The sequence below is a fragment of the Burkholderia sp. E168m15 genome (assembly GCF_016586105.1).
In the GTDB taxonomy this organism is placed as follows: domain Bacteria; phylum Pseudomonadota; class Gammaproteobacteria; order Burkholderiales; family Burkholderiaceae; genus Burkholderia; species Burkholderia orbicola.
In genome coordinates this window covers 19,791-42,227 of record NZ_BCPO01000193.1, presented here as the reverse complement: position 1 = coordinate 42,227, position 22,437 = coordinate 19,791, and the positions used below count along the sequence as shown (strand labels likewise).

The window sequence follows — 22,437 nt, the reverse complement described above, 5'->3', positions numbered from 1 at the left end:
TGGACAGCGACGTGACCGAGCTGTTGGTCGAACTCAGGCCGGTCGACAGCGAGCTGATGCCCGTCGAGGTCGACGTGGACAACGACGTCACCGAGCTGTTGGTCGAACTCAAGCCCGTGGACAACGAGCCGACGACCGTCGACGTCGACGTGGACAGCGAGGTCACCGCACTGTTGGTCGAGCTCAGGCCGGTGGACAGCGAACCGATACCCGTCGACGTCGAGGTGGACAACGACGTGATCGAACTATTGGCCGACGACAGCCCCGTCGATGTGGACGTCGACAGCGACGTCACCGTGCTGTCGGTCGAACTCAACCCGGTCGACAACGAGCCGATGCCCGTCGAGGTCGAAGTGGACAACGACGCGATCGAACTATTGGCCGACGACAGCCCCGTCGATGTGGACGTCGACAGCGACGTCACCGCACTGTCGGTCGAACTCAGGCCGGTCGACAACGAGCTGATGCCGGTCGACGTCGACGTGGATAGCGATGTCACCGCGCTATTGGTCGAGCTCAGCCCCGTCGACAGCGAACTGATCCCGGTCGACGTCGAAGTCGACAACGACGTCACCGCGCTATTGGTCGAACTCAGCCCGGTCGACAGCGACGAAACCCCGGTCGACAGCGACGTGATGCTCGACGCCGTCGACGTCGACAATGAATCGAGCGCCGTATTCGTCGCGGCGAGTTGCGACCCGTTGATCGCGTCCGTACTCGACGAACTGATCCGCCCGGCCGCGACGTTGGTGATCTGGCGCTCGCTGCCCGCCTTACCGACACTGACGACGCTCGCCGGGTTGATACCGTTGAAGTTGTACGTGACGCCGCCGATGACCGCGCTGGCCGTCGGATTCGGCGCGGCCGTCGTCGATCCCGAGCCGAGCGCGACATCGTTTGCGTTGTTGGCCACGGCCGCCGCGCCGAACGCGACGGCGCCCGCCGCCGCTGCCGTCGACGTATTGCCGAGCGCCAGGGAACCCGTGCCCTGCGCGTTGTTGGTGTTGCCGATCGCTACCGCGCCGTCGCCGTTCGCGGTGTTGTTCGACCCCATCGTGACCGCGCCGGTGCCGATCGCGGTGCTCGGATCGCCGATCGCTACCGCGCCGTTGCCGCTCACCGTCTGGCCATAGCCCAGCGCGACGGCGCCGATACCGCCCAGCACCTTCGAGCCGTAACCGCCCGCGACCGAACCCGCGCCTGCCGCCGCGGCAACCGAGTTGGAATCGCCGATCGCCACGGTCGACGTCGCCGCCGCTACGCTGTTGATACCGACCGCCGTCGCATTCGTGGCCGATGCCGTCGCACCGGGCCCCAGCGCGCTGGAGGACACGCCGGTCGCCAGCGATAGATTGCCGAGCGCGGTCGCGAACTGCTGGGTCGCGGTCGACTGCACGCCCATCGCGATCGAACTGACGCCCGACGCATTGGCGTTCAGGCCGAAGGCCAGCGCCTGATCGGCGCCGGCATTCGTGTTCGAGCCCATCGCGATCGAACTCGTGCCGAGCGACTGCGTGCCCGACCCGGGCACGCCCGCGGTGCCGCCCCAGCCGATCGCGATCGACGCGGTGCCCTTCGCCCCGCTGTTCACCCCCATCGCCACGCCGGAATTCCCGGTCGTCAGCGCACCGCTGCCGACGGCCACGCCGGCCGCGCCCGAACTGGTCGACTGGTTGCCGAGCGCGACGGAACCCGTGTTCGTGGCATGCGACGCATAGCCGAGCGAGACGCTCTGCGCGCCCGCCGCGCTGGCACCGAGCCCCATCGCCGCCGCGTACTGGCCGGACGCCAGCGCGTTGTTGCCCAGCCCGACGGCGGAAACACCGGTCGCCGCCGCGCCGCTGCCCATCGCGACCGCGCCGCTTTGGGTCGCGCTCGACAGGTTGCCGATCGCGACCGAATAGTCGCCGGAACCGATCGCCTGCACACCGAGCGCCGAACTGTTGACGCCGGTCGCCTGCGAGTTGATGCCGACGGACGTCGAACCATCGCCCATCGCATGTGCGCCCGGGCCGAGCGCCGTGGCCGACAAACCCTGCGCCGTCGACAGGTTGCCGACCGCGGTGGAATTCTGCTGCGCGGCAGTCGAACCGAGGCCGATCGAGATCGCCGTCGTGCCGCCCGACGCGGTACCGCCATCCTGCGCGTATTGCGCATGCGCACTCGCATGGAACAACCCGAGACAAGCGGTCGCCGTCAGCACGGCCAGCCTCAACACCGAAGGCGCCGATGGTATGTCCGCGTGCGTCGCGGCTTCTCCGTGCGCTGCGCATTCCGGCGCGCGCGTCGACGACGCAACACGCTTGCCGCGTGCGCGGTCAAGCTCCGAAGCCGCAACCCAGGCCCCCAGTGCTTCGTTCCAGATCGACTTGAACGACTTGTTCATCTTGTGTTCCCTCGGTTCTCAAGTGCTGGATGACGCAACAGCGAACGCGGCGTCAGGCGAAGCGCGGACCCGCTCCGTTTTCGCCTGCCTCGCGCCGCCCGTCTCTCACTTCGCATTACTAATAAACACTACGAACAGCGTTGCCCGGCATGCTCGACCCACATCGCGAGTGCACGACCGACCGCCGCGCATGCCCGTTCGGCACGATGCGCGACGGCGAAAAAGCCGGCTATCGATTCACGGAAGTCGACATCGCCGGCCCGGCGGCGGCATGGCGCACGACGCGTCGCCATGCCGCACGCGCGCACGCCATCATTCCCGCCGAAGGACGACGTCGAATCTCATCGGAAAAGCGTCGCTCGGACGCTGGACGAACGGATGCCGGCCCGCATCGCGGGCGGCCCGTCATGTTTCATTCAGGCGGCGAAAGGCGCCATGTGGTCCCCGGATCTGAAGCATGCGCCGCCGGATCGCTGACGCTGACAGCCGGCGCCGGATCGATCGACCCGACGCCCTGACCTGCCACGCTTGTCGTATTCATATTTTTCGTATCCGCCTGATTCGATAGAGCACCGCGCGCGGCGCCCGGATCGATCAAACCACCCCGGCAGCCCACGCAAAGTCGCTCACCCCTTTCCGTTCGGCGCGCGACCGGTTTTTTCCGGAAATCCGGAAAAAACCGGCCTCTCGCCGCACGGCCCCGGCATCGAATTAATCGATCGAATTGACTTGACGATTTCTTCTCGCTCGATGCCCTGCCCTCAGCCCCATCCCGTCATTTCGCGATTCATCTTGTATATCGAACCTCGCCGCGAATCATGACGATTGCATTACCCTCGTGCCCGTTATCCTTTTGTTACTTCCATCCCATGATCCGGGAATTACATCGCTCAATGTGACATTGAATATCGACTGCCATGAAAGCGACGGCAACAGCAATTTTGGCGGCAACCGGAGCCGGCAAAAGAACCGATTCCAGCCGTGCCGGGGCTAGTTTGCAGGTATTCTCCCAAGCAAACCTTTTCCGCAGCGGAAAAACCCTTTTCCGGAGCGGACGACAGTTACATTCATACACATTTGCAGGAATCCGGATTTTATAGAAATGGAAATAGCCAAGCGGCATCGATGAAAGACTTAATCTTCATGACAATGAATTAGCAGATTCCATTTACGCCGCACCATCTAACGCTCGACACCTCGCGCATGAATTCATCATCCGGGCCATTCAAATTTCAAAAACCCCTCAACCGGAAATAAAGACCGGAATTTTATTAATCGATTCGGCACAATTTTCCGAAGCATCGACACTCCCGCCGCGCATCCGCCATGCCCCTGCGACAAGCCCACACGCGCCGCACGGAATCCTCACAATCGACGCTGTTGTCGACATATAATTTTTCGCAACAATCGTCCAGATTGCGATGCCGCCGACCTGACAGGCCCACTCCCTTCCAACGCGTTCGCAACCATGTCATCCCGCTTGCCCAGTTCGGCGTCGCCACGCACCACGCCGGATCTCGCTGGCGCCCATATCCTGATCGTCGACGACCGCCCGAACGACCTGCGGCTCCTGACCGAAATCCTGCGCACCGCGCGGTGCCGGATCAGCGTCGCGTTCGACGGGCTGCAGGCCTATCACCGCGCGCAGGCCATCGCGCCCGACCTGATCCTGATGGACGTCCGCATGCCGCGCATGGACGGTTTCGCCGCGAGCCGGCTGCTGGCGTCCACACCGTCGACGCAATCCATTCCGGTGATCATCCTGACGGCCGCCGGCGATCTCGAGGATCGCATCGCGGGGCTCGAAACGGGTGCGATCGACTACATCGTCAAGCCGTTCGAACCGGCGGAAGTCATCGCGCGAATCCGCAATCACCTGAAGCGCACGCGGCGCAGCCAGCCGTTCGCACACCTGCCCGATTTGCCCGACAATCCCGACGCCGCCCTCGTGCGCGCGGCGAGCGAGGTACTGCTGCGCGACCTGCGCCATCCGCCGGCGCTCGAGGATCTCGCGAAGCAGGTCGGCACGCACGAAAAGCGGCTGTCGCGCGTGTTCCGCGATCATCTCGGCCAGACCGTATTCGAATACCTGCGCGATACGCGGCTGCGCGCCGCGATGCACTTCCTGTCGGAAACGTCGATGGGCATCGGCGACATCGCCGAGGAAATCGGCTTTTCCACGCCCGGCAATTTCGCGACGGCATTCCGCGAACGCTTCGGCATCACGCCGTCCAACTGGCGGCGCCAGCGCCACGCGGTCGACGCGCCGGCCGCGCCGGGGGGGCACCACGGCGATGCGTAGGCACGACGCGGCATGGACGGCGGGATGTCGCGTGTTGCTCCTGCTGCTGGCGGCGCTGGCGGTCACGTGCGCGGCGGCCCGTGCCGCAACGGCGCCGAATCCCGCGCAACTCGAAGCGGTATCGGTTTTGGAGGACGCCGGCACGACGCTATCGGCCGACGAGGTCGCCGCGCGGTTCGCCGATCCGTCGCGTCACGCAGCCATCCCGGCCCGCACCGCGTTCAACGTGACGTTCTCGCGCTCGGCGTGGTGGGTCCGCGCGACGCTGATCAACCGCGACAGCGAGACGCGCCCGCTGGTGCTCGCGATTCGCGATGCGCGCGTCGACCAGGCCGATTTCTATGTCGGCCGGAACGGCCAGTGGATGCTCGATCGCAGCTTCCCGACCGATCGCGGCGACGCGCTCGATGCGCCGTCGCGCTACCCGACCCTCGACGTCTCGCTGCGCGCGGGCGAACAGCTGCCCGTGCTGATCCGCATCACGTCGCGCAAGGAAATGCGGCTCGCGCCGGTCGCGTTCACCCGCGACGGGTGGATCGCGCAGGAATTGCACGCGTCGATGTGGAACTTCGGGTTCTTCGGCGGGCTGCTCGCCCTCGTCTGGTGCGCGCTGCTGATCGGCTTTTTCTCGCGCAGCGGCGTATTCCACGTGCTGGCCGCGCTGACCCTGAACACCGCGCTGTTCGAAGCCGCGTATCGCGGCTATCTCGCGATGGCCCTGTCGCCCGCCGCGCGCGAGTGGTCGACGCGCGGCGAAACGATCTTCGCGTACCTGTCGGTCGCGTGCTTCATCGTCTTCATCCTGATGGTCGCGCACCGCGAGAAGGCCAGGATGCCGATGCGCGCGGTGTACGTGGTGTTTCTCGTGCTCGAATGCGTGGGGATCGCCGGCGCGGCGTTCGGCGATCTGGCGACCTTCGCGTGGTTCTGCCTGTGGCTGAACACCGTGCTCGCGATCGTCAACATCAGCCTCGCGCTGATGCTCGTGATCCGGCGCACGCCGACGGGCCGCGTGATGCTGATCGCGGTCGCGTTCGCGACGTTCAACATGCTGATCCGCATGCTCGACGGCCGCGATGCGCTGCCGCCCTTGCTGTCATGGATCCGGTCCGACGTCTTTCCGAACCCGGTCATCGCGATCATCGGGCTCGCGACGCACCTGCTGGTGCTGGCCGCGTGGATTCACCACGTGGGCCGGCAGCGCACCGAGGCACGCAAGCGGCTCGAACACTGGCAGCTCACCGAACAGGACCGGCTGCGCGACGAGGTCGCGCGGCGCACGGTGGCGCTCAACGACGCGTTGCAGCAGTCGAAGACGCACATGCAGCAGAAGATCGAGACGCTCGGCTATGTCAGCCACGACCTGCGCGCGCCGCTGTCGACGATCAACGGCTATGCGAAGCTGCTGCTGGAAGGCGCGACGCGCGGCCAAGCGCGGCTGATCCGGTCGATCGACCGCAGCATCCGCTACCAGCTCGCGCTGATCGACGAATTGCTCGCGTTCACGAAGGCCGAACTCCAGCCGCTCGGCGTCGCGCCCGACCGCACCGACCTGCCCGGGCTGCTGGACGACATCGGCCACTACGCGGTCGCGCTGTGCGCGCAGCAGGACAACCGGTTCGTCTACCGGCCGGTCACGGCGCTGCCGCGCACGGTGCTGATCGACGGCATCCGGCTGCAACAGGTATTGCTGAACCTGCTGTCCAACGCATCGAAATTCACGCGCAACGGTACGGTCACACTGTCGATCCACGCGTCGCGCGAAGGCGATGCATGGCGCCTGCTGTTCGAGGTCGCCGATACGGGCATCGGCATCGACATCACCACGACCACCGATATCTTCCGCGCGTACCAGCAGGTGCAGGCTGTGAACGGCGGCACCGGGCTCGGCCTGTTCATCGCGCAGCGCATCGTCACCGCGATGGGCGGCGAGCTGGCCGTCGCGAGCCAGCCGGGCGTCGGCACGACGTTCTCGTTCGCGGTCGTCGCGCCGGCCCTCGGCCATGCGCTCGCACCGGCGTCGGGGCTCGTCCGGCAGTTTCATCCCGCCGACGAAGCGGAGCCGGCACACGCGGCGCCGGCGATGCGCAGCCCGCCCGCCGACGCGCTCGCCGAGCTGATCGCGCTCGCCGGCGAAGGCCGGCTGACCGATATCGAGGAATGGCTCGGCCAGTACGTGGACAAGCCGGGCCATGCGCCGTTCGTGCAGGAAATGCGCGAGCACCTCGATGCGCTGGACCTGCACGCGATCGAAAAACTGGCCGGCTCGCTGAAACGCACGCGGGTCGCGGATACGCCCTTCGACACCGAGGCGGACGCGACCGGGCCGGCCTGACGGCGCGGCCCCACGCGCGGCCGGCAGGCGGCCGCCCGCATCATTCCATCGCGGTTCGCTCGCGCTGCCGATCAGCCAGCTCGACCACGCGGGCCAACCGAATGATGTCGGTCAAGCCGAATTCGCCGGCATCCGGGCGCGGGCGGCCGTGCTCGTCAGCCACGCGCATCGCGAACGCCAGCGCTTCCGAGCGCTCGCGCAGCAGCACCCGCAGCGCATCGGCCACGATCCGGCAGTCGCGCGCGTCGCCGAGATCGAGCAGCGGCCGACGGCCATGCTCGACGGCCAGCGCATCGGCCGCGCCCGCTGTCATGTCATCGCGCTTCATCTCGTTCTCCTCGCGCCAGGGTAGTCGGTCGCACTACGATCGCCGCATCGTCGATACCAGCCCGATGTCCTCCTTGGGCGGCGCCGGCCGCGCGGGCGCGGCAGCCTGAGTCGGCCGCTGCGCGCCGAGCCCGGTGCCGCCGGTGCGGCGCCGCGTCGCGTGCCGCTCGATCACCCGCTGCAGCACGCAGAACACGCACAGCAGCGCGCCGATCACGATCCGCGTCCACCACGAACTCAGCGTGCCGTCGAACGTGATCAGCACCTGGATCGTGCCGAGGATGCCGACCCCGAACACCGAACCGATCACGTACCCCACACCGCCCGTCAGCAGCGTGCCGCCGATCACGGTCGCGGCGATCGCGTCGAGTTCCATCCCCTGCGCCTGCAGCCCGTAGCCCGACAGCACGTACAGCGTGAACACCACGCCGCCGAGCGCCGAACAGAAGCCGCTCAGCGCGTAGACGCCGATCTTCGTGCGCGCGACCGGCAAGCCCATCAGCAGCGCCGAGCGTTCGTTGCCGCCGACCGCATAGACGTTGCGGCCGAAGCGCGTGAAGTGCGCGACGTAGATCGCGACGGCCAGCGTCGTGAGCGCGATCAGCGCACCGGCGCTCAGCATGCCGCCGCCGAGCGGCACGCTGATGCCCGCAATCGCGTGGAACGCCGGCGCGTTGATCGTGATCGACTGTGTCGTGATCAGGAAGCAGGCGCCGCGCGCGAGAAACATTCCGGCGAGCGTGACGATGAACGGCTGCAGCTTGAAGTAGTGGATCAGCGCGCCCATCGCCGCGCCGTACAGCGCGCCGAACGCGAGCACCAGCGGCACGATCACCCACACGGGCCAGTGCAGCCGTTCGGCGCCGACCGCGCAGAATATCGTTGTCAGCGCAACGACCGAGCCGACCGACAGGTCGATGCCGCCCGATACGATCACGAACGTCATCCCGATCGCGACGATCAGCAGGAACGCGTTGTCGACGAGCAGGCCGGTCAGCACCTGCATCGAGAAAAAGCCCGTGTACATCACGGACCCGAAGCCGAACAGCGCGGCGAACAGCACGATCGTCACGACGATCGGCAGCGTGCGCGGATCGGCGAGGCGGCCAAGGAAACGGTTCATCGCGGCGTCGCTCCGGTGGTGGTGGCGCGCGATCGCGCGGAAGGCAGCAGCCGCGACGCGTGCCGCACCAGCAGCGCGCGCGCCGCGTCCGACTGGATCAGCGTCACGACGATCACGACGACCGCCTTGACGACGAGCGTCGCCTCCGGCGGCACGCCGATCGAATAGGTCGTGTAGGTGAGCGTCTGGATGATCAGCGCGCCGAGCACCGAGCCCGCGAGGCTGAAGCGGCCGCCGAGTAGCGACGTGCCGCCGAGCGTCACCGCGAGGATCGCGTCGAGTTCGAGCAGCAGCCCCGCGTTGTTGCCGTCGGCGCTGCGCACGTTCGAGCTCGCGAGGATGCCCGCGAGCGCCGACATCACGCCCGAGCACAGATACACGCCGAACACGACCGCGCCCGAGCGCAGCCCGACGAGCCGCGTCGCGACCGGGTTCACGCCGATCGCGCGAATGAACAGCCCGAGCGCCGTACGGTTCACCAGCAGCGCGGTCGCGCCGATCGTCGCGAGCGCGATCCACACCGCGCACGGCACGGTCGCGAGATAGCCGCCGCCGAGCGCGAGGTAGCCGGGCGCGCCGATCGGGATGATCTGGCCGCCCGTCAGCAATTGCGCGACGCCGCGACCGGCCACCATCAGGATCAGCGTCGCGATGATCGGCTGCATCCCGACGAAGGCGACCAGCAGCCCGTTCCACGCACCGGCCAGCAGCCCGACGCCGAGCGCGGCGGCCAGCGCCGTGCCGACTTGCGACGGGTCCGCCTCGAGCACGGTCGCGGCCGCCGCGCCGGCGATCGCGACGATCGCGCCGACCGAGATGTCGATCCCGCGCGTCGCGATCACGAGCGTCATCCCGAGCGACACGATCACGAGCGGCGCCGCGCGGTTCAGGATGTCGATCGGCGCGCCGAACAGGTGGCCGTCGAGCAGCGCGATCGACAGGAAGCCGGGGCGATACGCGACATCCAGCGCGAACAGCAGCGCGAGCGTCAGCACCGGCCACGCGAGCGAATGACGAAACAGCGTGCGTAGCCACGTCATGACTGGCCTCCCGCGATCAACCGGTAAACCTGCTCCTCGGACGCATCGGCGCCGCTCAGCTCCGCGACCTTGCGCCGGTCGCGCAGCACCGCGATCCGGTGGCTCACGCGCACGACCTCGCTGATCTCCGACGAGATGAACAGGATCGCGAGCCCCTGCGCGCACAGCGCGAGCACGCGCTCCATGATGTCGAACTTCGCGGCGACGTCGATGCCGCGCGTCGGCTCGTCGAGAATCAGCAGCTTCGGGTCCGTCGCGAGCCAGCGCGCGAGCAGCACCTTCTGCTGGTTGCCGCCCGACAGCAGCCCGATCGGCTGCTCCGCGTCGCGCGCCTTGATGCCGAGCCGGGCGATGTACGTGTCGGCGATCTCGCGCTGTCGCGCCCGCCCGATCAGCCGCCACCAGCCGCGCCGCGCCTGCAGCGCGAGCACGATGTTCTCGCGGATCGACAGCGCGGCGACGATGCCCTCCTTCTTGCGATCTTCCGGGCAGTACGCGATGCCGCTGCGCACCGCGTCGTGCGGCGACGCGAGCCGCTTGCGCGCGCCGTCGATCTCGATCGCGCCGGTATCCGGGCGCGCGGCGGCGAACGCCAGTTGCGCGGTCTCGGTGCGGCCCGAGCCGAGCAGCCCGGCCAGCCCGACGATCTCGCCAGGGCGCACGTCGAGATCGAGCGCGCTCATCATCCCGCGCCGGCCGACCTGCTGCATCGACAGGAACGGCGCGGCGGTCGCGGTGTCACGCTCGACCGCCGCGGCGCCCGCCTGCAGCGTCTCGGACATGCGCTCGCGGCCGGTCATCTTCGCGACCAGCACGTCGACCGGCAGGTCGCGCGCGAGGTACTCGCCTTCGCGCTCGCCGTTGCGCATCACGGTGATGCGGTCGGACACCGCATAGGTCTGCTCGAGAAAATGCGTGACGAACAGGATCGCGATGCCCGACGCCTTCAGCCGGTGCAGCACGTCGAACAGGCGCGCGACCTCGCCGTCGTCGAGGCTCGAGGTCGGTTCGTCGAGAATCAGCACGCGCGCGTCGACCGACACCGCACGCGCGATCGCGACCATCTGCTGCACCGCGATCGGATACGAATCGAGCGAACGCGTGACGTCGAGCGCCAGGTCGAGTTCGGCGAGCGCGTCGCGCGAGCGCGCATGGATCGTCTTCCAGTCGATCGCGCCGCGCCGCATCGGCTGCCGGCCCGCGAAGATGTTCTCCGCGACCGACAGGTTCGCGCACAGGTTCACTTCCTGGTAGAGCGTCTGGATGCCGGCCGCCTCGGCCTCGCGCGGCGCGGCGAAATTCACCGGCGCGCCGCCGACGCGAATCTCGCCCGCATCGTGCGCGTGCACGCCGGTGAGCACGTTGATCAGCGTCGACTTGCCCGCGCCGTTCTGGCCCATCAGTGCGTGGATCTCGCCCGGAAACAACCGGAAGTCCACGCGCTGCAGCGCGCTGACGCCCGGAAACGACTTGTCGATGCCGATCATCTCGACCACCGGCGGACTCTGCATGCAGCCTCCCTCGAAGCGTCGCCGGACGGCGGCCGCGAGGCCGCCGTCCGGGCGGACAGGTCAGTACTTGCGGGTCGGCAGCACCTGCGCCGCGACGTTCATCGGGAACACCGTCTCGTTGGTCACGATGCGCTTGGGCAACTGCTTGCCGGCGACGACGTCCTTCACCGCGGTCATCAGCTGCGGGCCGAGCAGCGGGCTGCATTCGACGTCGACGTTGATCTTGCCCGCGACCATCGCCTGGAAGCCGCCCTTGGTCGCGTCGAACGACACGACGCTCACGTCCTTGCCGGGCTTGATGCCGGCTTCTTCCATCGCCTGGATCGCGCCGAGCGCCATGTCGTCGTTGTGCGCATAGACGACGTTGATCTGCTTGCCGTAGGTCTTCGCGAACGCTTCCATCACCTGCTTGCCGCCGGCGAGCGTGAAGTCGCCGCTCTGCGACGCGATCACCTTGAATTTCGGATTGTTCTTGATCACTTCGAGCAGGCCCGCGCGGCGGTCGTTGGCCGGCGCGGAGCCGACCGTGCCCTGCAATTCGACGATGTTGATCGGGCCTGCGTCGTTCTTGTAGCGCTCTTCCAGCCAGTGGCCGGCGCGCCGCCCTTCCTCGAGGAAGTCGGAGCCGATCATCGTCACGTACAGCGACGGGTCCTTCACGTCGACCCCGCGGTCGGTCAGGATCACCGGGATATGCGCGGCCTTCGCTTCGGTCAGCACCGGCTCCCAGCCCGATTCGACGACCGGCGAGAACGCGATCACGTCGACCTTCTGCGCGATGAACGAGCGGATCGCGCGAATCTGGTTCTCCTGCTTCTGCTGGGCGTCGGAAAACTTCAGGTTGATGCCGGCGTCCTTCGCCGCGCCCTTCACCGATACGGTATTCGCGGTGCGCCAGGCGCTTTCCGCGCCGACTTGCGAGAACCCGAGCGTGATCGGCTTTTGCTGCGCGTGCGCGCCGCCTGCCAGCACCGTCGCCGCGGCGACGATCGCGCCGGCCGCCAGCTTCCTGATGAATGTCATGGTCCGTCTCCGATGATGTCGTTGTGTGCCGCGGCGCTGTTGTGTTTCTGCGTGGCGCTGGCGCGGATCGGGCTGCGCCGGCCGGCGTGGGCAGCCGGCGCGGTATACATGCCCCGCATCAGTCTAGAAACAAGTCCGATAACCTTCCAATGAAATATTGGATTGAGCCGATGTCGAAATCGGCATACGTATAAACACCTAAGCGCGAGACCCCGCGGGCGCGGCGTCACGGCGCGCCGGCCGCCTTGAACGGAGGCCGGATATCGACGGAGACGAAAGCATCAGCGCATCACGCCCTTGGCGCGCAGTTCACGGCCGACACGTACGATTTCGCGCTCGCCTTCCGCCAGCGCGGCGGCGCTCGTATGCACCGAGTAGGCGCCCAGATGAAGATCGTGCGGATGCGGAATCGCGGTACCGACCACGAAGCGCGCGTCGGTCACGGCCTCGAATTCGATCGGCGCATCGGACGCGTCGAACACGACCAGCTCGCCCCGTCCGACCGGGTCCGGCGTGCGCAGGCGGCCGTCCATCACGGCGGTCCAGCCGACCCGGTAGCCCTGCGGCGGCCGGCAGGTCCAGCGCTCGCCCGCCGCCAACTGCACGACGACGTAGTTGATGCCCGGCGGCGCATCGACCGGGCTGACCGCGTCGCCGTGGCGGCCGAGCAGCACGCGGGCCGGCCCGTCCGTCGGGATGTCGTCGATCGACAGGTGCTGACTGAACGCCGGCGCCAGCTCGCGCCCCGGCGGCAACGCCACCCACAGCTGGAACGCCTTGACCGGCGGCACCACGGAACCCGTATGCCAGACGCCGCGCCCCGCGCTCATCCATTCGATGTCGCCGGCCCCCATCGGGCCTTCGTGGCCCGTCGATTCCACGTAGGTGCCGTGCCCGTCGATCATGAGCGTCAGCGTGGCGATGCCCGAATGCGGATGCCAGCCGAAGGCCGGCTTGCCGAGCGGCGCCCGCGTATCGATCAGGTCGAGGAACACGAACGGCTTGATCATCTCGCCGACGTCGGACGGGCTGACCATGCGGACGACCGGCCCGTGCGCGTGGCCGCGCGTGCGGAACACGACATGACGGCCGGCGACGGTGGTCGAGGTAACGGAATCGAGGGTATTCAACATGGGTTCTCCGGTGGCCGGTAGCCGGCGTATTGCGTCAGGCGGCGAGGGCCGCCGCGGCTTCCTTCGCCGATGCAATCGCGTCCGTGCGCTTGTCCGGCCCCATCGCGACGCCTTCGGCACGAATGAACGTGATGTCGGTGATGCCGATGAACGCGAACGCATCTTTCAGATAGGTTTCCTGATGATCGAGCGACGCCACCGGCGACCCTGCGCTGTACACGCCGCCGCGCGACGATGCGATGACCAGTTTCTTGCCGCCGCACAGGCCTTCCGGTCCGTTCTCGTCGTAGCGGAAGGTCTTGCCGGCCACCAGGATGCGGTCGATCCACGCCTTCAGTTGCGACGGGATGCCGAAGTTGTACATCGGCGCGCCGACCACCACGATATCCGCGGCGAGGAACGTGTCGAGCGCGTGCTGGCCGGTGTCGACGTCCGCCTTCAGCGCGTCGTCGACCGGCGCGCCTTGCGCGGCGGCAAGGTGTTCGGCGGCCAGATGGCCGAGCGGCGTGGCGGCGAGGTCGAGGTGCGTGACCGTGAGGCCGGGATCGCGGGCGCGGAAGCGGGCGACGATTTCCGCCGACAGTTCGCGGCTGACCGAGCCCTGGCCGAGGATGCTCGAATCGATGTGCAGCAGTTTCATGCAGGTTCTCCTTGAGACGGATGGATTCGCCGGTAGCGTGAGACCAGTATGGAGATCGATTCGGCTTTACACTAGATGGATAAACAGGATTTTATTAATCCATTTTTGGAGTAATCCCATGCTCGATCTGAATGATCTCGCGCTGTTCGTCCAGGTCGTCCGCGCCGGCAGCTTTTCGGAGGCCGCACGACGCCTGCGCATGCCGGCCAATACGCTGAGCCGGCGCATCGACCAGTTCGAAGGGCACATCGGCACGCGCCTGCTGCATCGCTCGACCCGCAAGCTAGCGCCGAGCACCGAGGGCCTGGCGCTGTTCGAGCGCTACGCGCCGGCACTCGACCGGATCTTCGAGATCGAGCGGCAGCATGCCGACGGGCAGGAACCGGCCGGAACCGTGCGCGTGGCGGCGATGGCCGGCCTGTTCGAAGTGATCAAGCTGGAATGGCTGGCCGAGTTCTACGCGCGCTATCCGCGCATCAGCATCGACTTCCTGCTCGACGACACGCCGTCCGACCTGATCGCCGAGCGCATCGACCTCGCACTGCGCATCGGCATCGAGACCGGCGGCAGCTTCCGCGTGCGCCGGATCGCGCCGGGCACGATGATCCTCGCCGCCAGCCCCGCTTATCTCGAACGACGCGGCACGCCGCGCACGCCGCGCGAGCTGGCCGACCACGATTGCCTGACGGTGTCGAGCCGCCAGGGACGCAGCATGTGGCGCCTGCAGGGGCCGCGCGGCACGCAGGAGATTTCGATCGACAGCCGTTTCTCGGTCAACGACATGCGCGTGGTCATGCAGGCCTGTCTCGCTGGCCTCGGCATCGCGCTGGTGCCGCAGGTGCTCGCCGCGGCGGCGATCGACGAAGGCAAGCTGGCGCGCGTGCTGCCGGCCTACCAACGCTCCGGCGCCGGGCTCGGGCTGCAGCTCGTCTATACGAGCCGCCCGCCGCTGCCACCCGCGGTCACGGCCGTGGCCGAGTTTCTGCTGGAGAAGCTCGACCAGGGGATGTCGAAGTGTCCCGAGCCCGCGGCCGGCCGATGACGTTTCGTCGTCGCCGCGAACGGCATTTTCTTGCCGCTCCGCCGTCGCGTCGTACGGCCGGCCGGCCGGCGCACGATTCTTGCTCCCGTTCCGCGACGACCGCTCATGCCGTGCTGCAGGTCGCCGTCCGGGCCCATTACGAACAAGGGAGCAAACACATGACCGCAGCCCAGGAGCACGGGTCGCCATCCGTCGCTATCGCTATCGCCGTCAACCGGCACACGCGCGCATGAAGCAGCCCGCTTCGAGCACGGCCGCGGCGCTGCGCCACGTCGACGACCGCCAACCCGGCTACACGCGCCGCCGCCTGCGCAACGGCTTCGCGTATTACGCGCAGGACGGCACGCGGATTCGCGATGCCGCGGAAATCGCCCGCATCGACGCGCTGGCGATTCCACCTGCCTACACCGACGTATGGATCTGCGCCGACCCGCTCGGCCACTTGCAGGCGACGGGCCGCGACGCGCGCGGCCGCAAGCAGTATCGCTATCACCCGCAGTGGCGGGAAACGCGCGATGCGAACAAGTACGCACGGATGGCCGCGTTCGCGCGGGCGCTGCCGCGCATCCGCGCGCGCGTGACGCGCGATCTGGCGTTGCCGGGCATGCCGCGCGACAAGGTCGTCGCGACGATCGTCCGCTTGCTCGACACGACGCTCGCGCGGATCGGCAACGCGGAATACGCGCGCGAAAACGGCTCGTACGGGCTGACGACGCTGCGCAAGCGCCATTTGAAGATCCAGCCCGGCCAGGTGCGGCTGCGCTTCGCCGGCAAGAGCGGGATCGAACACGACGTGACGGTCGACGACGCGCGGGTCGCGCGGATCGTGCGGCGCTGCGCGGAGCTGCCCGGGCACGAGCTGTTCCAGTATGTGGACGACGACGGCGTGCGCCATCCGGTCGGGTCGTCCGACGTGAACGACTACCTGCGCGAGGCCGGCGGCGCCGATTTCACCGCGAAGGATTACCGGACCTGGGCCGGCAGCGTGCACGCGCTCGGGTTGCTGCGGCGCATCGAGCATCGCGGCGTCACGCATGCCCGCAAGCAGATCGTCGAGACCGTGCGCGCGGTGGCCGAGCTGCTGCGCAACACGCCGGCCGTGTGCCGGCGCTGCTACATCCATCCGGCCGTGCTCGACGCGTTCGAGGCGGGCACGCTCGCCGCGCTGGCGGTCCGGCGTACGCCGCGCGGCCTGCGCGCGGACGAAGCGGCATTCGTCGCGTTGCTGGTATCCGCGCGCCGGCGCACGGCGAGATGACCGCCCACGCCGCGCGTTCGCTTCCCGAGGCCACGCGCGACCGACACCGCTCCCTGCGTGTCGTTTACCACCGGGTTCCGGGCGCATGACCGATAGCCGCTCCCGCCCGTTTCTCTAAACTGGTTCGCACAACACACCTGCCCGGTGTCGTCCGCCGCGCGCGTCACGCCACCGGCATCGAGGCATCCCCGAGACATCCGCCTTCGCTGTCCGTCGGCCCGCGTGCCCCCGGCCGCATTCCCGCCGGCCGCGCCGCCAAGGCAACTCCAGGAGAGAACATTGAGCCCGTCGCAAGCGCGCCCCGCGAAAACCCGGTCTTCGCGCCAGTCCATCAAGCTGGATGACATCACGATCGTCGACCCGGCCGTCCTCAAGCGCGCGGTCGGCGCGATGGCGTTCGGCAACGCGATGGAATGGTTCGACTTCGGCGTCTACAGCTATATCGCCGTCACGCTCGGCAAGGTGTTCTTCCCGTCCAGCAGCCCGTCCGCGCAGTTGCTGGCCACCTTCGGCACGTTCGCGGCCGCGTTCCTCGTGCGCCCGCTCGGCGGCATGGTGTTCGGCCCGCTCGGCGATCGGATCGGCCGCCAGCGCGTGCTCGCCGCGACGATGATCATGATGGCCGTCGGCACCTTCGCGATCGGCCTGATCCCGAGCTATGCGTCGATCGGCATCATGGCCCCGATCCTGCTGCTCGTCGCGCGGCTCGTGCAGGGCTTCTCGACCGGCGGCGAGTACGGCGGCGCGGCCACCTTCATCGCCGAGTTCGCGACCGACAGGCGCCGCGGCTTCATGGGCAGCTTCCTCGAGTTCGGCACGCTGATCGGCTATACGCTCGGCGCGGCCACGGTCGCGCTGCTGACGGCCACGCTGTCGCAGGAAACGCTGCTGTCGTGGGGCTGGCGCGTGCCGTTCTTCATCGCCGGCCCGCTCGGCCTCGTCGGCCTCTACGTGCGGCTCAAGCTGGAGGAAACGCCGGCCTTCAAAAAGGAAGCCGAAGCGCGCGAAGCGGACGAACGCGCGCGGCCGAAGCAGCGCTTCGCGACGCTGCTCGTCGAACAGTGGAAGCCGCTGCTGCAATGCGTCGGTCTCGTGCTGATCTTCAACGTGACCGACTACATGGCGCTGTCGTACCTGCCGAGCTACCTGTCGGCGACGCTGCACGTGCGCGAATCGCACGGGCTCTTCATGGTGCTGCTCGTGATGGTGCTGATGATGCCGATGACGCTGTACGCCGGGCACCTGTCGGACAAGGTCGGCCGCAAGCCGGTGATGATGGCCGGCTGCGTGGGCCTGCTCGCGCTGTCGGTGCCGGCGCTGATGCTGATCCGCACCGGCGGCACGCTGCCGATCTTCGGCGGGATGCTGATCTACGGCGTCCTGCTGTCGACGTTCACGGGCGTGATGCCGTCGGCGCTGCCCGCGCTGTTCCCGACGCGGATTCGCTACGGCGCGCTCGCGATCGGCTTCAACGTGTCGGTGTCGCTGTTCGGCGGCACGACGCCGCTCGTCACCGCGTGGCTGGTCGATCGCACCGGCGACCTGATGATGCCCGCCTACTACCTGATGGGTGCGTCGTTCATCGGCATCGTGTCGGTGCTCGCGCTGCGCGAGACCGCGCGTCAGCCGCTGCCCGGCTCCGGGCCGTGCGTGGCGAGCCGCGCGGAAGCATTGAACCTCGTACGCGGCGGCGCCGACGAAGCGCGTGTGCGCGACCGGAAGTTCACGCCGGTCAGCGAGCGTGCGTGACGCAGGTCGATGCGACGCCGCGCGGGCGTCGCCGTTCGCGTGACCGTCAGTTCGACGGCAGTTGCTGCGCGTCGAACCAGTCGAGCAGCGTGCGCGTGACGAACGCGGGATTCTCCAGGTTCGAAATATGGCCGGCGTCGGGCACCAGCGCATGTGCGCAGCCGATCACGCTCGCCATCTTCACAGTTTCCGACGGCGGCCGCGCCATGTCGCCCGCGCCGCACATCAGCAGCGTGCGCGCGGCATCGAGTTCGCCGACGGTCGCGAGCGTGTCGGACCGGCCGAAGATCAGCCGGCCGAGCGGCGCGATCGATTGCCGCAGCCGGTCGGCGGGCAGGTTCGCGAGCGCTTCGCGAAACGCGGTCGGCACCGGGTCGTCGAGATCGACGTCCGGCCGGAAGAACAGCGGCACGATCGCGTCGAGCAGCGGCGGCGCGATGCGGCCCGCGGCCTCGATCGCATCGAGCATTCCGAAGTAGCGGGCACGCGTCGCATCGGGTTCCGCTTCGAGCGACGCGTCCATGATCACGAGCGAGCGCACGCGCCGCGGCTCGCGCAACGCGAGGCGTGCGCCCCACATGCCGCCCACGCTGAGTCCGACGATCGCGCACTGGTCGATCTCCAGCGCATCGAGCAGCGCGCTCGCCTGCGTGGCGAGATCGTCGAGCGTATGCGTGCCGTCCGGCAGCGCGCCCGATTCGCCATGCCCCCACAGGTCCGGCGCGATCACGCGATACCCGCGCGACAGCGCGTCGATCTGCGGCGCCCACATCGTCGCGTCCCACAGATAGCTGTGCCCGAGCAGCACCGGAAACCCGGCGCCGTGATCGAGGTAATGCAGGGTACTGCCTTGAATGCCGTGTACGGGCATGCTGTCTCCGGGATGTCAGGACTCGGCGGTGGCCCGGAGGCGCGCCGCGGTCGGCGGCGTTCTGCGACGAACGCGAAGCGGCGCATCATCGCACAGGTTGCAGGTGCCGCGCATGACGCCGCGCACGACGCATCCGCCGCGCCGCGCTATCCGACGCGATACATCGGCAGCACGTTGCTGCCGGCCGTGTCCTGCTCCGACGCGAGCGGCTGGCACGCTTGTTCGAGCAGCCAGTTGGTCAGCACCGCGATATCGAATTCGTTGCACGCATCGGGGTTCTGCACGAGCACGTAGCTGCCCGATGCAACGGTGCAATGCGGGAACAGCTCGACGAGCCGCCCCTGCTTCAGCAGCCCGTCGACCAGCGGCCGCCTGCCGATCGCGATGCCGTGCCCGTCGACGGCGGCCTGGACCAGTTGATCGTACTGGCTGAAGTGCAGCGCCCCGGCCGGCCGCAGCCGCGGCACGCCGAGCGCCTTCAGCAGATGGCTCCAGCCGTGCCACGGCCATTCGCCGCGCGGGTCGTCGAGATGCAGCAGCACGTGCTTGTCGAGGTCGGCCGGCTGCATCGACGCGGCGTCACCCGCCGCCGTCATCAGGCTCGGGCTGCACACCGCCACGACACGCTCGCGAAACAGCACGTCGGTATCGTCGGTCGACGTATACGGGCCGGCGTAGCGCACGGCCAGGTGCAAACGTTTGCGTTTAAGATCTTCAATTTCGCTCGTGGCCGACACGCGCACGTCGATGTCCGGATAGCTGGCGCGGAACGAACCGAGGCGCGGAATCAGCCACAGCGCCGCGAACGAGACGGTGGTCGACAACGAGATCGAACGCTGGCCGACACTCGACGACAGCTTGCCGACCACCGATTCCAGATCGGACAACGCGAACGAGATCGCGTCGTACAACTCACGCCCCTTGTCGGTCAGCGTCAGGGAACGAATATGCCGGTGAAAGAGCTCGATCCGGAGCTGCTCTTCGAGCGCCTTGACCTGGCGACTCACGGCCGATTGCGTGACGTTGAGCTCCTGCCCCGCACGCGTGAAACTCAAATGGCGCGCCGCGCATTCGAAGCCTCTCAGGAAATCCAGCGAAGGCAAACTTCTCAATCGCTTTGCCAATCTCACATTAGCCATACCGCCGCCTCAAAGTTGCACCCCTCGACAGATAAGTTGCCGTTCGTCTCCCTGTACCGTTTCTCCTATCTGGATTCGGAAACGATTTTATCTTGAAGCATGGTTACATATCATTCTTATTTTCAATCATGACACTCGTATTTATCTATCGATTTTCATCGCATCAATATGCTTACACCAACATTATCGAGTAGTGATTTTGTAAATTAATATGCGAACGAATCGAGCATACCAAAATGGTTGATAAATTCTCGTAAAAACAGGCGATTTCCGGCAAAGTTCGACGTTATCACGCCGATTTCACCGTCATGACAGAGGCCGCGCCCAATGCCTACAATTCAATTTCAACCAGCCGACTTTTCACCGAATTTCCCGGATTGCGAAAAACAAACAGTCAGCAACAGACATGCAAAATGCCGCTTTAATCCGGGAACGAATGTTTATTAAAAAATACTAAACGGATGAATTTTGATCTCGTCATGCGTTTCAAGAAATGGATGAGTCGATTATTTCCGGAAATGAATAATCCGCCGGCCGGCAACGCCGGTCGGCATGCATCGGGTTCGCCCGTCGGCCGGAATTCGGCCCGCGCCGCGCGACAACGGAACGTGTCGACCCGCTACGCGTGGTCCACCCCACCATTCGCCCGCGCGGTCACTTCGCGGCGATAGCGGTTCAGCTCCTGCGCGGTCGCGAACGTGCGCTCGAACAGGATCGACAGGTTGTGCAGAATCCGCTCGACGACCTTCTTCTCCCATTCGCCGTCGAAACGGATCTGCTCGTCGAGCCAGCGCTCGAGCCATGCCGGGTCCGGCAGGCGCGACTGCACGGTGTCGCGCGGGAACAGCGCCTGGTTCACGTGCAGGTTGGTCGGGTGCAGCGGCTTCTCGGTGCGGCGCGCCGACGCCATCAGCACGCCGATCTTCGCGAAGGCGGCACGCGCGACGTCGCCGCAGTCGTTCAGCGCTTTCTTCATATAGCGCAGGTACGCGCCGCCATGACGCGCTTCATCGCGCGAAATCGTTTCGTAGATCTGCTTGATGACGGGCTCGGTGTGCCAGTCGGCCGCGCAGCGGTACCAGTGGTTCAAACGGATTTCGCCGCAGAAGTGCAGCATCAGCGTCTCGAGCGGCGGCGCCGGATCGAACTGGAAGCGCACCGCGTGCAGTTCCTCTTCGGTCGGCACCATCTCCGGCTTGAAGCGGCGCAGGTATTCCATCAGCACGAGCGAATGCTTCTGCTCCTCGAAGAACCACACGCTCATGAACGCGGAAAAGTCGCTGTCGTGCTGGTTGTCGCGCAGGAACATTTCCGTCGCGGGCAGCGCCGACCATTCGGTGATCGCGTTCATCTTGATCGTCTTCGCCTGCTCGTCGGTGAGCAGCGAAGCGTCGAACTTGTCCCACGGAATGTCCTTCTCCATGTCCCAGCGGACAGCTTCGAGCGACCTGTAAAGTTCCGGATAGAGCATCGTCGTCACCGTCATGGCAAGGCGTTCGGCACCGGCGCTCACGCCGATTGCGTGGACGCCGGCGCAGCCGCTTCGGCATCGGGCTCGCGATCGTCCCGATCGTCTTCCACCGAGCGCGGCGACAGCCGGCCGCGCAGCAACGCGTAGTAGAACTGCCGATACGTGCGGTGGTAATAGCGAATGCGCGGCGCGATCGCACCGTGCAGATCGTGCAACCGCTCGATCGGCAGGCTCGGCATCATGTGATGCTCGACGTGATAGTTGTTGCCGTTCGTGAACCACGTCATGAACGCGTTGCTCTCGATCGTCCGCGTGTTGCGGAACGGATCGGTACTCGTCAGGTCGCAGCGATAGTGCTCCGGCATTTCGACCAGCGCATGCACGGGCGCGGCGACGAACACGAGCGGCACGACCCACACCCAGACGACGCACCACGTGTGCAAGGCGAACGACAGCGCGGCCAGCAGCGCGATCGCCGCGGCCATCAGCAGATAGTCGCGGCGGATCGCGCGCGACACGAGCGCGTTGTCGCCGAAGCGCGCGCCCGGCACGACGAGCTTCGCGACGTTCTTCGCGAACTGGATATAGTGCGCGGCCATCGACAGCCGCCAGGCCCACAGCCCGACATTGACGACGGGGCTCGCGCCGTACTGGTCGCCGTAGTCGAAGAACTCCTTGTTCTCCGGCGTGCCGAGCAGCCGGTGATGACGCAGGTGGCTGTCCTGGTACGCATGGAACGACACGAGCATCGGCATGCCGAGCAGCACGCCGAACACCATGTTCAGGCGCTTGCTGCGAAACCCCTGGTAATGCAGCGCCTGGTGCTGCAGCTCGACGCCGTGCGCATACATCGCACCGATCAGCAGGATGCCGACGATCTTCAGGATCACGAGCGCCGACAGCGCGAACATCATCCCGTGCGCGATGAGCGCTGCGTAGACCACCAGCTTCAGCGAGAAGACCACGCCGCTCGGGCGGCTCTTCATGTCTGCAACCGGTTTCGATCGGGCGACAAGCGATGAGGTGACGGACAAGACGCTCTCCTTGAGCCGGGCCCTGCCCGGCACGATGACGCGGCGACGCTGGC

General features: G+C 67.0%; 18 protein-coding genes. 6 read left to right on the top strand and 12 right to left on the bottom strand.

Features of this window, described 5'->3' with window-relative positions:
* Positions 1-2,386: ESPR-type extended signal peptide-containing protein (locus tag JMF86_RS30795; protein ID WP_269189822.1), on the bottom strand; the 2,386-nt coding region annotated here is incomplete at its 3' end.
* Between the two features lie 149 nt (positions 2,387-2,535).
* Between JMF86_RS30795 and JMF86_RS30790 the strand changes: the two genes are divergently transcribed.
* From JMF86_RS30790 to JMF86_RS30780, 3 genes are all read left to right on the top strand, one after another.
* Positions 2,536-2,904, top strand: a complete 369-nt coding sequence (locus JMF86_RS30790) for a hypothetical protein (protein ID WP_227745891.1) — start codon at positions 2,536-2,538, stop codon at positions 2,902-2,904.
* 950 nt (positions 2,905-3,854) lie between these two features.
* Positions 3,855-4,688, top strand: a complete 834-nt coding sequence (locus JMF86_RS30785) for a response regulator (protein ID WP_054928622.1) — start codon at positions 3,855-3,857, stop codon at positions 4,686-4,688.
* Complete coding sequence (locus JMF86_RS30780) at positions 4,681-7,023, top strand: sensor histidine kinase (RefSeq protein ID WP_054928621.1); 2,343 nt, start codon at positions 4,681-4,683, stop codon at positions 7,021-7,023. Before JMF86_RS30785 ends, JMF86_RS30780 begins: the two co-directional genes overlap by 8 nt.
* Before the next feature lie 40 nt (positions 7,024-7,063).
* Here JMF86_RS30780 and JMF86_RS30775 read toward each other — a convergent pair whose 3' ends face one another.
* The 7 genes from JMF86_RS30775 to JMF86_RS30745 all read right to left on the bottom strand — a co-directional run bounded on the left by JMF86_RS30775 (position 7,064) and on the right by JMF86_RS30745 (position 13,820).
* Positions 7,064-7,351: a hypothetical protein gene (locus JMF86_RS30775; RefSeq protein WP_054928620.1), complete on the bottom strand. Its 288-nt coding sequence runs from the start codon at positions 7,349-7,351 to the stop codon at positions 7,064-7,066.
* Positions 7,352-7,384: 33 nt separating this feature from the next.
* Complete coding sequence (gene yjfF, locus JMF86_RS30770) at positions 7,385-8,473, bottom strand: galactofuranose ABC transporter, permease protein YjfF (RefSeq protein ID WP_054928619.1); 1,089 nt, start codon at positions 8,471-8,473, stop codon at positions 7,385-7,387.
* Positions 8,470-9,513, bottom strand: a complete 1,044-nt coding sequence (locus tag JMF86_RS30765; RefSeq protein ID WP_054928618.1) for an ABC transporter permease — start codon at positions 9,511-9,513, stop codon at positions 8,470-8,472. Before JMF86_RS30765 ends, yjfF begins: the two co-directional genes overlap by 4 nt.
* Positions 9,510-11,024, bottom strand: coding sequence for a sugar ABC transporter ATP-binding protein (locus tag JMF86_RS30760; RefSeq protein WP_054928617.1), 1,515 nt, complete (start codon positions 11,022-11,024; stop codon positions 9,510-9,512). The genes JMF86_RS30765 and JMF86_RS30760 overlap by 4 nt, the downstream gene beginning before the upstream one ends.
* Positions 11,025-11,084: 60 nt before the next feature.
* The gene (locus JMF86_RS30755; protein WP_006481192.1) at positions 11,085-12,047 is read right to left on the bottom strand and encodes an ABC transporter substrate-binding protein; all 963 of its coding nucleotides are present in this window, start codon (positions 12,045-12,047) and stop codon (positions 11,085-11,087) included.
* Positions 12,048-12,328: 281 nt separating this feature from the next.
* On the bottom strand, positions 12,329-13,180 hold the full coding sequence (locus JMF86_RS30750) for a pirin family protein (RefSeq protein WP_054928616.1): 852 nt from the start codon (positions 13,178-13,180) through the stop codon (positions 12,329-12,331).
* A gap of 34 nt (positions 13,181-13,214) precedes the next feature.
* On the bottom strand, positions 13,215-13,820 hold the full coding sequence (locus tag JMF86_RS30745) for an FMN-dependent NADH-azoreductase (RefSeq protein ID WP_054928615.1): 606 nt from the start codon (positions 13,818-13,820) through the stop codon (positions 13,215-13,217).
* A gap of 118 nt (positions 13,821-13,938) precedes the next feature.
* Between JMF86_RS30745 and JMF86_RS30740 the strand changes: the two genes are divergently transcribed.
* The 3 genes from JMF86_RS30740 (at position 13,939) to proP (ending at position 17,869) form a co-directional block, all read left to right on the top strand.
* Positions 13,939-14,862, top strand: a complete 924-nt coding sequence (locus JMF86_RS30740) for a LysR family transcriptional regulator (RefSeq protein ID WP_054928614.1) — start codon at positions 13,939-13,941, stop codon at positions 14,860-14,862.
* Between the two features lie 229 nt (positions 14,863-15,091).
* Positions 15,092-16,120 (top strand): DNA topoisomerase IB, encoded by a 1,029-nt coding sequence (locus JMF86_RS30735; protein ID WP_012336997.1) that lies wholly within the window; start codon positions 15,092-15,094, stop codon positions 16,118-16,120.
* A 279-nt stretch (positions 16,121-16,399) separates the two neighbouring features.
* On the top strand, positions 16,400-17,869 hold the full coding sequence (gene proP / locus JMF86_RS30730) for a glycine betaine/L-proline transporter ProP (protein WP_011549182.1): 1,470 nt from the start codon (positions 16,400-16,402) through the stop codon (positions 17,867-17,869).
* Positions 17,870-17,915: 46 nt separating this feature from the next.
* Here proP and JMF86_RS30725 read toward each other — a convergent pair whose 3' ends face one another.
* The 4 genes from JMF86_RS30725 to JMF86_RS30710 all read right to left on the bottom strand — a co-directional run bounded on the left by JMF86_RS30725 (position 17,916) and on the right by JMF86_RS30710 (position 22,336).
* A complete protein-coding gene (locus JMF86_RS30725) occupies positions 17,916-18,740 on the bottom strand; it encodes an alpha/beta fold hydrolase (RefSeq protein WP_054928613.1) in 825 nt (274 codons plus the stop codon).
* Positions 18,741-18,886: 146 nt separating this feature from the next.
* Positions 18,887-19,879 (bottom strand): LysR substrate-binding domain-containing protein, encoded by a 993-nt coding sequence (locus tag JMF86_RS30720; RefSeq protein ID WP_006481185.1) that lies wholly within the window; start codon positions 19,877-19,879, stop codon positions 18,887-18,889.
* A gap of 619 nt (positions 19,880-20,498) precedes the next feature.
* On the bottom strand, positions 20,499-21,359 hold the full coding sequence (locus tag JMF86_RS30715) for a ferritin-like domain-containing protein (RefSeq protein ID WP_201317260.1): 861 nt from the start codon (positions 21,357-21,359) through the stop codon (positions 20,499-20,501).
* A 29-nt stretch (positions 21,360-21,388) separates the two neighbouring features.
* A complete protein-coding gene (locus JMF86_RS30710; RefSeq protein ID WP_054928612.1) occupies positions 21,389-22,336 on the bottom strand; it encodes a fatty acid desaturase in 948 nt (315 codons plus the stop codon).
* Positions 22,337-22,437 lie beyond the last annotated feature (101 nt).